The organism is Maridesulfovibrio spiralis (SeqCode) (assembly GCF_048571135.1).
GTDB classification, from domain to species: Bacteria; Desulfobacterota; Desulfovibrionia; order Desulfovibrionales; family Desulfovibrionaceae; genus Maridesulfovibrio; species Maridesulfovibrio spiralis.
Genome location: NZ_CP182344.1, coordinates 3354974 through 3368907, shown reverse-complemented (window position 1 = coordinate 3368907; position 13934 = coordinate 3354974). Strand labels below are relative to the sequence as shown.

Genomic DNA, 13934 nt, shown 5'->3' with positions numbered 1-13934 from the left:
TCTAAATTAACGCTGCTGATTATCAACTTTGGGTGTTTCATCAAGAGAGTCTTCCTGTATCCCGCTTTCACTTTCAACGGCTGTCTCCGGCTGCTGCTCAGGTGTTAAGGATTCTATGTCCCCTTCTGCTTCAGTTTTCGCCAAAGGACCATCAACCAGAACCACTACCGCACAATTCTCAATCACAGTCCTGCGCTTCAGCACGGCCCTGACTTTTACAGCATCATCAATGGAAAGAATAAAATTGCTTCGTGACGGACCTTGGCTATTCACAGCCTTGACTGTCAAAGGGAAGTTACCGACCCGCGCACGCAGATTCTCTGATTTAGAGTCGACCATGTAGGCCACAAGACCGCGCTTTACCACCGACTCTCTGCTGACCGCGAAAGTACCGTAAACCCCTACACCTTTACCGTCATAAATAAGCGGAAGCAAAACAGGCGTAAAGGGCAGCCCTCTCCCATCAATAACTATACCGCTGTACGCGGTGCTGTCTGCAAATCCGTTTTCACCGCTTTCCAGGGCCTGCAATTCAACCCCGGCTTCACCACGCTCACCGGAAATGGTCGGCGGGATACCGGTCTGAAAAGAAATAGTCGGTGGAATAATTATCGAGGAAAGCCCGTTGCGCAGATTCAGGGAAGAAGTCACGCTCACGGTCCCGTTAGTCATAGCGGTACTGAACAGAGAGTTCTGCACATAGCCGCGCAGCAGGTTCAAAGACTTGAGGTCATCCTTCAACAAAGCGGAAACTTTGCTCTTACCATCAACGGACAGACCGAGTACGACGTCAAGCAGAGCCTTACGGGATTCAACTCCTCCCTGACGCACTGCAAGAGCCTTGCTGCGAACCGGGTCAATGCTGTCCGGCAACAGCTTTATTTCAGATGAAGCCGAAATAAAACCGTCAGCCCAGTTGACCATGGAGCCATTAGACTTTTCAATCAGACCGCCGAAGCCGTTCCCGTTCGCAACAGCCTGTTCCTGTGCATGCGCTAAAGAAGCCGCCAGCATGATAAGCAGAGTGAAAATTATATTTTTTTTCATAGGTATTCCATATTAACTTTTATCTGTTCTGGAACTTCTTACCTTTACCCGTCCCTATCTGCAAGCCACTGCTCTACAAATTTCACCGCCTTGTCATGTTCACCCGGCGTAAACCAGTGAATATCATGCTCGCGCTTGAACCATGTCAGCTGCCGTTTTGCATAAGCCCTGGTATTCTTGGCCCAGAGCCGGACAGTTTCTTCCATATCGACTTCGCCTTGAATAAAATGCATCAGCTCGATACAGCCGATTCCGGTCCAGCCGGGAGCGTTTTCATCCGGGCAGATTTCCCACGCCCTGCGTGCTTCATCAATGGCCCCGGACTCAAGCATCTTTTCGATACGCAGCTTGAGCAGCGGGGTCAACTCATCAAGATCAACCTTGATACCGAGTTTAAGAAAATCATATGGGGACGGCGGTACTTCACGGTTATGCCACCAAGTAAACGGCTTCCCGGTTGCTTCGTATACTTCAAGAGCCCGTGCGTTACGCTGGCGGTTGTTGGGATGGGTACGTTTGCAGTACTCCGGGTCAACTCTCTCCAGTTCGGCATATAGAGCCGGACCGCCCTCTTCTTCAGCACGTTTGCGGATACGTTCGCGGATGTCATCCGGGATATCGGGAATGGGCGCAAGCCCGGATGTCAGGCTTTGCAGATACATGCCCGTTCCACCCACCAGAACCGGGATTTCTTTATCATCCGCTGCATCAATGCGTTCTTTGGCCAGATCAACAAATCCGGCGGCATTAATGGTCTCGGTGGTTGGCAGAAATCCGTACAATTCATGAGGACATACGGACCGTTCCTCCGGACTTGGCTGAGCAGTAATAACCGGAAAATCAGCGTAGACCTGCCGCGAATCAAAATTAATTACCCGTACCGGAAACTTCCGGGCCATGCCTAGTGCGGTAGCGGTTTTACCGGCCCCGGTAGGACCGAGGATGCATACAACTGGTCTACGCTTTTCCATTATCTCTTTTCCGCAGGAACGAGCCGTTCGATGACTTCATCATAAATCTGGCGCGGCACAAGACCTTTGATATCCCCGCCATTCACAGCAACATCTTTGATAATAGAAGAACTGAGATACATCCATTTGTAGTCAGTCATCAGAAAGACTGTCTGAATATCGTTATCAAGACGGCGGTTCATGAGTGCCATCTGGAATTCATACTCAAAATCGGAAACCGCGCGCAGACCACGCATAATAACGTTGGCCGGACTTTTTTCCACATAATGCACCAGCAGACCGTCAAAAGAATCCACTTCCACCTGCGGATGATGTTCGAAAATCCGCTCAGCCATATCCACCCTCTCTTCGAGGGAGAACTTACAGTTCTTGGAAGTACTACCGGCCACGGCTACAATAACTTTATTAAATGTCTTGATCCCACGCATGACCAAAGAAAAATGGCCACGGGTGAAGGGATCAAAAGTTCCGGGAAAGACTGCTGTAACGGGCTTTACTTCTGCCATAATAATATCCTTGTCTGACCATATAGTTTGTTTACCAGCAGGTCGAGGCTGTCCACCTGTTCCGATTCTGGAGGCTCAACCTTGTCCTCAACTTCCGCCAGCACAAACCCGTCCTCGGAAAGCCAGCCGTTTTCAAGAGCTGCATCAAGGGCCTTGGGCAACAGGTCATAACCGTAAGGAGGGTCGATGAAAATAAGGTCGTAAGGTTTGTCCGGGCTTTTCCCGAGTACTTTAAACAGGTCGGTTTTAAAGACCTTATACTCTTTAGAAGATGCACCCAGATCCTTGAGATTAGTATTAATCAAATTCGCGGCGCGCCCATTTTTTTCCACGAAGAGAGCAAATTCCGCCCCCCGGCTCAAAGCCTCAATGGCTAGGCTGCCGCTACCGGCAAACATATCCGCCACCCTTAGGCCGTCCCAGTCCACTCCCCTTGATTCGAGCATGGAAAAAATCGCCTGCCGGACCTTGGATGTTGCCGGACGATACCCGGGACCGCTGGCGGTTTTAATCACCCGGCCCCCGTATTTACCGCTGATAAGTCTCATATTTTATAATTCCGAAATAAGTTCCACAACCTGACGGTTGATTTCAAGCAACCTGTCCCTTAACTCTGTCTGGCTGAGGAAAGGCTGTGCCTTGACTTTATCCAGTCTGCTTCTGAATTCGGTGTAAAGATTTTCAGAATCCTGAAGCAGAAAATCCCAATCGATTTCCGGCGTAGCAGGCTTGGATTTAACAACGGGCTGGATTTCTCCGCCGGGAACCAGCATCAGCTCTTCCCGGTAATCGGCAATGTGAACCTTGTAGCCGAGCTGCTGTTTAATGAGTCCGGCCAACACTTTTTGCCCTTTAGGTTCGCCGTGGGTCAATATGACTTTCATGGCCGGACTGTCAAAGTGTTTCAGCCAGTCAAGCATCTCAGCCTGCCCTGCATGGCCTGAAAATCCGTTAATTGTGAAGATTTTCGCCTCTACATTCAATTTTTCGCCGAAAATTGTAATATTGTCCGTGCCGTTGACCAGTCTACGGCCCGGAGTACCCACGCCCTGATAACCCACAAAAACCACGCTGGAATCCTTGCGCCAGATGTTATGACGCAGATGGTGTTTGATGCGACCTGCGTTTGCCATGCCGCTTGCGGAAATAACAATCGCCGGACCTTCTGTATTATTGATGGCCTGAGATTCTTCGGTAGTCAGGGTAAACTTCAGGTTGGGCAGGGACAGCGGATCATCCCCGTTATACATAAGTTCCTTGGTATCAAGATCGAAAAATTCCGGATGGTTCCTGAAAATTTCAGTAGCCTTGATAGCAAGCGGGCTATCCAGATAAACAGGCATGTCTTCCGGGAGCTTACCGTCCTTATAAAGTAAGTGTAGAGTATAAATCAGCTGCTGAGAACGCTCCACGGCAAAAGCCGGGATAACCACCTTGCCGCCACGCTCATAACTCCAAGAAATCGCATCGGCAAGTTCATCAAGACTGTTGGAGGAATCTTTGTGGTTGCGGTCACCGTAGGTGGATTCCATGAGCAGATAATCTGCCTTCTCGATAATGCTTGGGTTGCGGACGATAAGCTGGTCTTTGTGTCCGAGGTCCCCTGAAAAAACAATCTTAGTGGTTTCTCCCCCTTCTTTGACCCACAGCTCAATAAATGCGGAACCAAGAATATGTCCGGCATCCTTAAAGTTTACTGTAACCCCTTCCACAGGCTCAAAGCTGGCCCCGTACTGAACGGTCCGCATGAGAGGAACTGTTTTCAGAGCATCTTCCTGCTCATAAATCGGCTTGATGGGGGGCATGCCTTTACGCAATCTTTTACGGTTGCTCCATTCGGCTTCCATTTCCTGAATGTAGGCACTGTCCAGAAGCATGATATCAAGTAGATCACGGGTGGGAGTGGTCATGTAGATAGGCCCGTTGAATCCGGCCCGTACTGCAGCTGGCAGCAGTCCGGTATGATCGATATGGGCATGGGTGATTAGAATAAAGTCCAGCTTTTTTGGATAGTAATCCATGATACCGCGGTTACGTTTCTCAATCTCAGCGTTACCCTGATGCAGCCCGCAATCAACGGCAAAACGGGCATTATCAGTCTCAATTATGTAGCAGGAACCTGTAACAGTTTTCGCGGCCCCCATGAAAGTAATCTTCATTAATCCTCCCGTATCTTAACCAGAAATCTTTTCAGACTATGCTAGTGATGCTTTTTTTGATAATTCGAATGCATAGTTACATGCACCAATATCGGAATTCAAGCAACAGCGGAGCGGTTAGAAATTGCAACAGCATAATCAGAAAAAAGCATATGTCTACGGCCTTTCCGCCGTACTAATCTGGTCCACAGTGGCTTCGGCATTCAAAATTGCTCTCGGCTACATGGACCCCCTGCAGCTACTTTTCTATGCCGTCATTTTCTCCGGTTTAGCACTCTTCACCATTTTAAAGATACAAAATAAAACCGGACAGATAAAGCAAATGAGTAAAAAAGATCTGCTCAAATGCGGACTGCCCGGCCTACTTAATCCCTTTCTATATTATATTGTGCTTTTCAAAGCCTACGACCTGCTCCCGGCACAGGAGGCACAGCCCTTGAACTACACCTGGGCCATAACATTATCCCTGCTTTCCATCCCCCTGCTGGGTCAAAAAATGACCAAACGGGAACTACTGGCAATCCTGACCAGCTACATGGGCGTGGTGGTCATTTCCACCCACGGCGATCTGCTCAACATCAAATTCAGCAATGGTTACGGAGTATTTCTGGCCCTGTTCAGCACTATACTCTGGTCTCTGTACTGGATCATCAATGCAAAAAGTAAAACCGATCCGCTGGTGGGCCTGTTCCTGAATTTCTGCTTCGGACTGCCTTTTGTTACAATTGCGATGCTGATCTTTTCCGGTCCTCCGCCGATTGCAATTCCGGCTATCCTTTCCGCCGCATATGTCGGACTTTTTGAAATGGGTATTACCTTCGCCCTCTGGCTGAATGCCCTGAAACTGACAGAAAAGGCTTCCAGGGTCAGCAATCTGATATTCCTGTCCCCTTTCCTCTCGCTGATCCTGATTCATTTCATCCTCGGAGAAGAGATCCTGCCCTCCACATTGGTAGGGCTGCTCTTCATCGTCGGGGGGAATGTCATCCAGCAGTTGGGCAAAAAAAATTAAAAAACTCCCAAAATACAAAAGGACCGGGCTGGAGGTGTCCCGGTCCTTTTTGTACTTAAAGGAGTGATGATGAGGAATGAAGACTATATATGTATTCGGGTCTTGTTGAAGATTTTGCAGGGGAACAATTTCTTCGCCCGTCTTGCTTTTCTACTTAGCATCTAGCGTGCCAAAATTTTTTATTCTTTTATTTTAGCAACTTATATTTTTTAATACTTTTCACAGCATAAAGTGCACATGTGTTTGCACATTATTTTTGCACATATGTGCAATGCACAAGTTCACAAACTGCACATCCGTTCAGTCTATATCCAAATCTAAAGTTTAAGAATTAACGACAGAACGGTTAAAAACGTGCAACCTACTATACATAACTGCTTTTCCGTATTATGTTTTAAATAGAGGTAGCCAAAGAAACATTGAATTGAAACTCAATACAAACATCAAACAATTAAAATATCACAAGGAGGAAATTATGCATACACGACTTTCCGATGTGTACCTTAATCATGAAATTAATGAAAAGATTGAAGAAGCCTGCACCAATCTGGGGATCAGCAAAAGCATGTTCCTGAATGTTCTGCTGCAGGAACTCTTCAGCAAGGCCGGACCGGAAGACCTGTTCTATAACCGTGTCAAACTCTGCAATGACGATAAACTCACATCCGCGAATAAAACTGAACAGATCCCCCAATAAAAAAAACGTAAAAAGCCAAAGCCGTTACCCACAAACTCGTATCTTTAAACGGCATTAGAGACAAAGGACGGCGCAAAAATTCAGGTCATGCAATGAAGACAAACCTGCATTTTTGCGCCCGTGTTTCTACATGCGGACAAAAATAGTCCATACCACGCAGCATCTATATGCTGCTTTTTTTATGTCTGACCTTCGTCTTTCCCCCCGCGCAATTCGTCCTATTTAATTATGCACGCAAAGACATATGTCAGGTTTGACAATAATTCCCCTACAAAATATACGGTTATTTAAATTTCCTTTATCTTAATTATTCAAACCTGGAGAAAGAAGAATGCGTTCAATATCATTAGGAGTGATGCTCGTTATGCTTTCACTTGTTTCCGCAGTTCCGGCAATTGCAGCTGATAAACTCAGCGGCGATGTGCTCATGTTCCATGCAGGCAGCCTTTCCGTTCCTCTTGCTCAGATGGAAAAAGAATTCGAAGCCATGCATCCCGGAGTGGATATCAAGCGTGAAGCCGGAGGCTCCACCAAAATGGCCCGCATGATTTCCGAAGTGGGTAAGCCCGCTGACATCATGGCTTCCGCTGACTACGTTGTTATTGATAAGAACCTGATTCCTAAATTCGCGGACTTCAACATCCGTTTCGCTTCCAACCAGCTGGTGCTCTGCTACACCGACAAATCCAAGTTCGCTTCCGAAGTGAACGCTGACAACTGGTACGAAATTCTTTTGAAACCCGGTGTGGTATGGGGACATTCCGATCCCAACCTTGATCCCTGCGGTTACCGCAGCGTCATGGTCCTGCAACTTGCAGAAAAATTCTACGGCCAGAAAGGTCTCTACGACAAACTGATCTCCCAGCGTAAAAAAGAATGGGTCCGCCCCAAATCTGTGGAGCTGATCTCCCTGCTCAAGACCGGAAACATGGACTACGCCTGGGAATATCTCTCCGTAGCAGTACAGCACGGTCTGAAATACGTAACCCTCGATAAACACATCAACCTTTCCGACTACAAATACAACAACTTCTACAAGCAGGCGAAAGTGACCGTAAGCGGCAAAAAGCCCGGTTCAACTATCGAACGCGTCGGTAAATCAATCACCTACGGTATCACCCAGTTGAAAGATGCACCCAACAAGGCTGCTGCAACCGCATTCATGGCTTACATGCTCTCCCCCGAGGGCGGCCTGAAAATCCTGAAAGAAATGGGACAGCCTCCCTTTGTTCCCGCTATCATCCCCGATGAAGCTATGCTCAAAGAAATGCCAGCCGAACTCCAGAAGCTCGTTAAAGTAAAAAAATAATCCGACCTCAATACAAGGGAAGCCCGGTATTTGCCCGGGCTTCCCAGCTTTCCATCCCATGAGAAAATTCCACAAAACATCCGTAAGCGGCATAGTTTCCACTATTCTGGTACTTGGCTTCATTCTGGTTCCCTTAAGCCAGCTGATTCTCGGTTCCAGTTATGACGAACTGCTCCAGACCATAATGGACCCGGACGTGCGTGCGGCCATCACCCGTAGTATGCTTTGCTCCGGTCTGGCAGCTTTCATATCTTTCGCAATCGGCACTCCCTTCGCTTTCCTGCTGGCCCGCAAGGACTTCAAAGGCAAGGGACTGATCGAATCCATCATCGACATGCCGATCATGATCCCGCACCCGGTTATCGGTATCGCCCTGCTTTCCATAGCCGGACGCAACCACTGGATCGGGCAGATGCTTCTGGATGCCGGAATCCGCATCATGGGGACAAATACAGGCATTGTGGCTGTTCTGGTCTTTGTGGGATTACCCTTTTATCTCAATGCGGCCCGCGACGGCTTTGAGAACGTCCCGGAACGGCTGGAAAAAGCAGCCCGAACTCTGGGAGCTTCCCCGGCACAAACATTTTACCGGGTAACCCTGCCCCTTGCATGGCGTTCCCTGCTGACTGGAATGATCATGTGCATGGCCCGCGCGCTCAGTGAATTCGGCGCGGTTGTTATTGTGGCCTACCATCCGATGATCGCTCCGGTACTCATGTATGAACGGTTCACCGCTTACGGACTTTCCTATTCCCGTCCGGTGGCTATCTGGCTTATTTTCCTTTCATTGGTGCTCTTTGCGGCACTGCGAATTCTATCACGCGGACTGGGGAGCAGGGAATCATGATTAAAATTGAAAAGCTGAATGTAGAACTCCCTAAATTCTCCCTGCAGGATATAAATCTGCACATCCCGGAAGGCGACTTCTTCACCCTGCTAGGCCCCACCGGGTCAGGAAAATCCGTTCTGCTGGAAACAATAGCCGGATTGGTCCCGGTTGCCTCCGGTTCCATAAAAATTTCAGGCAAAGAGATTGTGCATCTGCCCCCCGAACAAAGGGGATTGTCCATCGTCTATCAGGATTACGCACTCTTCCCGCATTTGAGCGTGCTTGAAAACATCACCTTCGGCGCAAAATATCAGGGCATCAGCGAAGGCAATGCAGCCCGCAAAGCCAAAGAGCTTGCCGAAAAACTGAATATTTCACATCTGCTGACCCGCACCCCCCGCCACCTTTCCGGCGGAGAAAGGCAGCGGGCGGCTATTGCCCGCGCCCTGCTGGTTAATCCGGCAGTGCTGCTGCTCGATGAACCTCTTTCCGCGCTGGACCCTTCATTCAGGCAGGAAGTACAGGACCTGCTCAAAGACCTGCACCATGAAACCGGGATCACCTTTGTGATGGTCACCCACGACTTTGATGAAGCACTCTATCTCTCCAATAACGGGGCCATCATCAGGAACGGCAAGCTGGTCCGCAATGGTAAAATACGGGATATCTTCAATTCCCCCGGTTCTGAATTTGTTGCCGGATTCGTAGGCATGACCAATATCCACAGCTGCACTCCCGTTGACAACAAGGTCAAACTCGGCTGTCTGGAACTGGAATGCTGCGCAGAAAGAAGCGGATCAGAAACACGGCTGGCTTTCAGACCGGAAGAAGTACTGCTGGGCAGCGAGATCAACGGCAGCAACGGCTTAAACAGCTTCCGGTCCACCATCAAAGGAATTACAGCGGGGGGCTTTCATGCCCGTGTAACCCTCGATTTGGATGGAATGGAAATCTACGCCCTTGTGCCGCGCAAAATGATAGGATCAGGGGAGCTTGAACCGGGCAGGCAAATCATGACAGCAATCCCGTCAAAAAGCCTGCATCTGTTCTAATTTCTGGAACGCAGGCTTTCGAATAATGATTTAATACTGCTAAAGCTGAAAAGCATATAGGCAAAGAGCAATCCGGCTACCAGCAGTTCCCTATTCACATTCTTGAAGCTGAAGAAAATGTAGCTGCATATCAAAACGGCTTGCAGGAGAACGAAAGTCAACTGTCTGCGATCGAGCCAGATGATATGGAAGAACCTGCGGCACTGGAAGTAACGCAGCATATTCACCAGCACGTTTGAGAGGCAGAAAGCCAACCCGGCCCCGCTCACTCCAAGGCTGTGGTAAAGCAACAGGCAAAGCCCGGCATTCAGGATCAGGCCCGCCACGGTATTGAACACTTCCAGCTTTGATTTACCGGAAAGAATCAGCAGATAACCCACCGGCCCCGTGTAACAATTGCAAATCTGCCCGGCAAGCATCCAGAGCAGACACTGTGTTCCCGCGCTGTAATCAGCACCGAAAAGACTCATGATCAGGTCCGCGTAGACCGCCACCCCGGCCAGCAGTATAAATGAAAAAAAGGTCAACGCATGGGTGGCATCGCGGTAAAGTGTGCGGATAGACTCATGATCATCACGGGCATAAGCGGCGGAAATCTGCGGAGCATAAACGCTATTAAATGTGTAAAGCAGAATCGAGATAGACACCGCGACCTTCATGGCGGCTACAAAAAGCGCGGCATCGACAACGGAACCGACAGCTCCAAGAATAAGTGTGTTTATCCAGATCAGCGAAGTCTGTGAAAAAGCGATGGTCAGCAGCGGGATGGAATAAATAAGAATATCCCGAAATTCCAGAGAACTGCGCAACTGCAAAGAAAAACGTAACCCGTAATCGTTGCGCGTGCTCCAAAAAGAATACAAAAACGCCCCCATATAAAGCGCGGACACTGTACCAAGAAAAAACAAAACGCTGAAATCAACAGCAAAAGCAAAACCGCCGAGTATCAGCATCCCAAGAGGAAGCAGCAGGTTCTCCACCAGAGTAATCCCGGACATATCGCCAAGGCTCTGACGGACCATGATATTGATTCTGGTCAGGCTCCAGAAAAAAATTATGGGTGAAGCACAAAAAATATACGCCCACTTTGACACATCTTTGAAGACCAATCCGGCCACAGGTTCGGCAAAAAACATAAAAACAGCAGAAAGCAGCAGTCCAAAGCCACCGACAATCAACTGCGCAAGAGTCCACATGGCCGAGAGGTTGGATTCATGCTCTTCCCGAACCTTTGGAATGAAGCGTAGACAGCCGTTGCCGATACCCAGCTGGGCGAAATTTGCTACAAGAAAAGCAAAGGTATAGCCGATAAAAAAAAGCCCGGAACCATAAGCCCCGTACTTCTTGGCCAGCAACCATGCCAGCAGCAAACCGCCGACCCCTTTTACTCCCTTGGCAGTAAAAACAAGAACCAGCTTTTTCAAATTTGAATGATCACTGCTCAAACCGTTTTTCCCTCAACTTGCGAAAAATACTTCTGTCAATAAAGGTATAATAAAAGATGTTGCGCAGCTTCAGCCAGACCCAGTGCAGCCCCTGTCCCAAAATCATTTTCGCGCTTTCCTTAAAAGGCAGATCGCGCGGAGCACAGAGCTGGTAGCCGTTATCCAGAAGCTCGCGGGCGCAGATCAACTCATAAAGCTGAATCTGGGCAGGGCTCAAGCGGTCCTTCCATTTTACTGCGATTTTACGGTCCGGCTTCTTACCAACGTTCTTATGCAGGTGCTTCTGCTTTTTGCCGATGAGCTGATAATAATCCTGCTGCGTCGAGGTCATCTCACGCCCTGCGGAACTCACACCAAGCACGTCAAGCAGGTGGTTAACCTCAAATTCGGGATTCTTCAGCAGGTCTTCAAAACGCAACCTGATCAGGGGTTGATCATCCAGCCTGCGCAGCATTTTCTTCCAATCAAAAGCTGCCTGAAAAACATTATTGGACATCTTCATCCCGCTGAGGGAAACCATATCCAGCTTGGAATTGAAGACCGCACGCCCATCACGCAGCAGTGATATGAATTTCACATCCGGCAGGATTTCACGTAATTTGGACAGATGGGCATCATGACGCGCGCCTTTGATGAGCAACACTTCCGGATCGGCCTCACCGCGCACAGCAAAATATTCCGCAAAGACGGCATCAATTACCAACCGGTAAGTCAACCGATCCAACCCGGTAAATCTGCCGCGCAACTTCTCGCGCTCCAAATTCCATTCACAAAAACGGGGTTCCGAATAGATCAGGTCCATCAAACCGTCGACAGTCATGGCCTGCTCGTCGCGGTAATTTTCCAGCATAAGGGAAATGAAATGACTTTCCTGCGTGACCACGACTCCGGCATAGCAGTTCAAAAGTGATGAAAGCAAAGTAGAGCCGGACCTGCTGTCATATAGCAAAAAGGCGTGGATCATAATTTTACAACCTCAAGCTTCGAAAAATTAATTCTGAATTTACCGCTACGACAATCTACATCGAGATTTTCCCCGGCAGCAGAATCAAATAGCACGGGGTCTGCGCACCCATATTCAGTACGGCCCACTGCGGTAAACATGACCAAAGGTGACGAGGTCTTACGCTCTACCTTATAAAGCATCCCGACGCGGGGAATTTTCTTCCCCATAAACTGCAGCAATCCCGCATAACGCTTAAGAGATGTATTGAAACCCTGTCCTTGAAAATTCAGAGCATAACCGCTCTCGCGCTCAATACAGACTTTTCCTGCACCGGCATCATGCACCAACCGACCTTTGCGGTAAATATGAATAGGATAAAGAACTTCGGTCATACCGGATGGAACAATGCGGTCACGCACAAAAATATCTTCACCGTTAATGACCACAACCGCCCTCTTCCATGATTTCGGACGAACCGAACGCGGGTAGTATCCTGCCAACTCAACCTCCACACCCTGATAACCGTCACCGCTCACGAAACGAGGCTTCGGGGTCGCCCCTTTACCTTTTTTATAGTCGTAGAGGTTAAAGACGGCTGTTCCTTCACCCAACTGCCCGATCTTATTGAAGACGGGCACATTGTGGTTGATGGAAAATTTCTTAAGCAGGAATCCGTCATCATTGACCAGAGAACGCTTCCCAAGCCACACCCCAAAATGTCCGGCATCGGGATCAATGTGCGACCCGGTGTATATCCCCTTGGACTGGGCATGAAATCCCTGCGGAGGACCGCATTTGAAAAAGACCAGTGACGCATCGTCCGCCCATGACGAACGGGTCAGCAGAATTCCGAGATTGCCAAACCATGCATGCAACGGCAGGTCCTGCGGTTCCTGAGGTTCAAGATCAGGATCGTACCAGACATAATCCTGCCAGAGGACGGTGTTCATGCGCCTTTTTTGCTCAATTTTAGTAGCCAGCCACTGGGCATGACCATCCTTGAAAATTCGGGCCAGACCGCGCAAAATCGCCCCCGGACCATAGAAATCGACCTTCGGTGAATCCGCAAAGTCAACATTGTATTGAAAACCCGGCAGCGAAGAATAAAGCCTGAACTTAGCCGTGTTGCGCAAAAAACCGCTCTCCCGCACAACATCAAAACCCTGTGCCGGAGCCATAGCCATATAATAATTGAGCAGCCAGAGAGTTCCGTAACTCCAATAACCGATCCCCTCATGGGAAGCACCGTCAGGGGAAAGCAGCGGCAAAACCTTCGTAAAATTTGCTTGAGCGGTATTAAGCCACTTGGAGGCCCGTCGGTCTTCCCCGTAAAGGGCAATCCCGGCCACAGCCAGAGCACCGGAGTTCACATAATTATGGTTCTGGAGATAACCGCGCTCCTGCGCCCACCAAAGACGTTTAGTACGGATAATTTCATCCAGAATTTCCGCATGCTCAATAATCGCATCCTTGACCATCAGCCGCAGGGCCGAAGACAAATCATCATAAAACCAGTCATATGAAAGGGATAAAGCAAAAAGGGAATGGGCCGCGCCTATGTCTTCATTGCTGGCCCAGCGGGGAGAGGCACTAAAAGTCCGCAATAAATCCTGTACAACAACCCATGAGGAATTATCCCCTGTGATCAGATGATAGAAAGCATGATCGACCAATCCGTCCGCCGGACGGCGTAAAGCTTCATCATTAAGCCGCATGAGACTGGTCAGCGCCCTGTTGCCGACGAGGCCACGGGCACGTTTTCGAATGATACGCAGAAGATCGGAATAAGGCTGTTTATCTTTAAGAGCGCGCAATTCATTGAGCCGGGCCTCATTAAAATAAAGCCGGGGACGTTCCCTGAAAACAGAATAGTCGGCAGCCAGCACGGAACATGGAACCAACATAACCGACAATAAAACCAGTGCAGCCAGAACCGGTTTAATCCGCATCGCGCCCCCTGT

At 49.0% G+C, this 13934-nt stretch carries 13 protein-coding genes; 5 read left to right on the top strand and 8 right to left on the bottom strand.

Translation table 11 applies throughout. The features are described from left to right. Positions 1 to 6 precede the first annotated feature (6 nt). From ACNI29_RS15060 to ACNI29_RS15040, 5 genes are read right to left on the bottom strand one after another with little or no spacing between them, the layout of a single operon-like run. The gene (locus tag ACNI29_RS15060) at positions 7 to 1047 is read right to left on the bottom strand and encodes a TP0624 family protein (protein ID WP_419779193.1); all 1041 of its coding nucleotides are present in this window, start codon (positions 1045 to 1047) and stop codon (positions 7 to 9) included. A 44-nt stretch (positions 1048 to 1091) separates the two neighbouring features. Then, positions 1092 to 2018, bottom strand: coding sequence for a tRNA (adenosine(37)-N6)-dimethylallyltransferase MiaA (gene miaA / locus ACNI29_RS15055; RefSeq protein WP_419779192.1), 927 nt, complete (start codon positions 2016 to 2018; stop codon positions 1092 to 1094). After that, positions 2018 to 2524: a pantetheine-phosphate adenylyltransferase gene (coaD, locus tag ACNI29_RS15050; RefSeq protein ID WP_419779191.1), complete on the bottom strand. Its 507-nt coding sequence runs from the start codon at positions 2522 to 2524 to the stop codon at positions 2018 to 2020. The genes miaA and coaD overlap by 1 nt, the downstream gene beginning before the upstream one ends. Further along, positions 2512 to 3072, bottom strand: coding sequence for a 16S rRNA (guanine(966)-N(2))-methyltransferase RsmD (gene rsmD, locus ACNI29_RS15045; protein WP_419779190.1), 561 nt, complete (start codon positions 3070 to 3072; stop codon positions 2512 to 2514). Before rsmD ends, coaD begins: the two co-directional genes overlap by 13 nt. Positions 3073 to 3075: 3 nt before the next feature. After that, the gene (locus ACNI29_RS15040; protein ID WP_419779189.1) at positions 3076 to 4683 is read right to left on the bottom strand and encodes an MBL fold metallo-hydrolase RNA specificity domain-containing protein; all 1608 of its coding nucleotides are present in this window, start codon (positions 4681 to 4683) and stop codon (positions 3076 to 3078) included. A 124-nt stretch (positions 4684 to 4807) separates the two neighbouring features. On the opposite strand from ACNI29_RS15040, the gene ACNI29_RS15035 reads away from it, so the two are divergent. The 5 genes from ACNI29_RS15035 (at position 4808) to ACNI29_RS15015 (ending at position 9582) form a co-directional block, all read left to right on the top strand. Further along, positions 4808 to 5695, top strand: a complete 888-nt coding sequence (locus ACNI29_RS15035) for a DMT family transporter (protein WP_419779188.1) — start codon at positions 4808 to 4810, stop codon at positions 5693 to 5695. A 475-nt stretch (positions 5696 to 6170) separates the two neighbouring features. Next, positions 6171 to 6392: a hypothetical protein gene (locus ACNI29_RS15030; RefSeq protein ID WP_419779187.1), complete on the top strand. Its 222-nt coding sequence runs from the start codon at positions 6171 to 6173 to the stop codon at positions 6390 to 6392. A gap of 331 nt (positions 6393 to 6723) precedes the next feature. Beyond that, positions 6724 to 7701, top strand: a complete 978-nt coding sequence (gene wtpA, locus ACNI29_RS15025; protein WP_419779186.1) for a tungstate ABC transporter substrate-binding protein WtpA — start codon at positions 6724 to 6726, stop codon at positions 7699 to 7701. A 58-nt stretch (positions 7702 to 7759) separates the two neighbouring features. Next, positions 7760 to 8548, top strand: a complete 789-nt coding sequence (locus tag ACNI29_RS15020; protein ID WP_419779185.1) for an ABC transporter permease — start codon at positions 7760 to 7762, stop codon at positions 8546 to 8548. Then, positions 8545 to 9582: an ABC transporter ATP-binding protein gene (locus ACNI29_RS15015; protein ID WP_419779184.1), complete on the top strand. Its 1038-nt coding sequence runs from the start codon at positions 8545 to 8547 to the stop codon at positions 9580 to 9582. Before ACNI29_RS15020 ends, ACNI29_RS15015 begins: the two co-directional genes overlap by 4 nt. Here ACNI29_RS15015 and ACNI29_RS15010 read toward each other — a convergent pair. From ACNI29_RS15010 to ACNI29_RS15000, 3 genes are read right to left on the bottom strand one after another with little or no spacing between them, the layout of a single operon-like run. Beyond that, complete coding sequence (locus tag ACNI29_RS15010) at positions 9579 to 11027, bottom strand: lipopolysaccharide biosynthesis protein (protein WP_419779183.1); 1449 nt, start codon at positions 11025 to 11027, stop codon at positions 9579 to 9581. The genes ACNI29_RS15015 and ACNI29_RS15010 overlap by 4 nt on opposite strands. After that, positions 11017 to 11991, bottom strand: coding sequence for a sulfotransferase (locus ACNI29_RS15005; protein ID WP_419779182.1), 975 nt, complete (start codon positions 11989 to 11991; stop codon positions 11017 to 11019). The genes ACNI29_RS15010 and ACNI29_RS15005 overlap by 11 nt, the downstream gene beginning before the upstream one ends. Then, positions 11988 to 13922 carry a DUF4962 domain-containing protein gene (locus tag ACNI29_RS15000; protein WP_419779181.1) on the bottom strand — a complete coding sequence of 645 codons (1935 nt, stop codon included), beginning with the start codon at positions 13920 to 13922 and terminating at the stop codon, positions 11988 to 11990. The genes ACNI29_RS15005 and ACNI29_RS15000 overlap by 4 nt, the downstream gene beginning before the upstream one ends. Between the last annotated feature and the right edge of the window lie 12 nt (positions 13923 to 13934).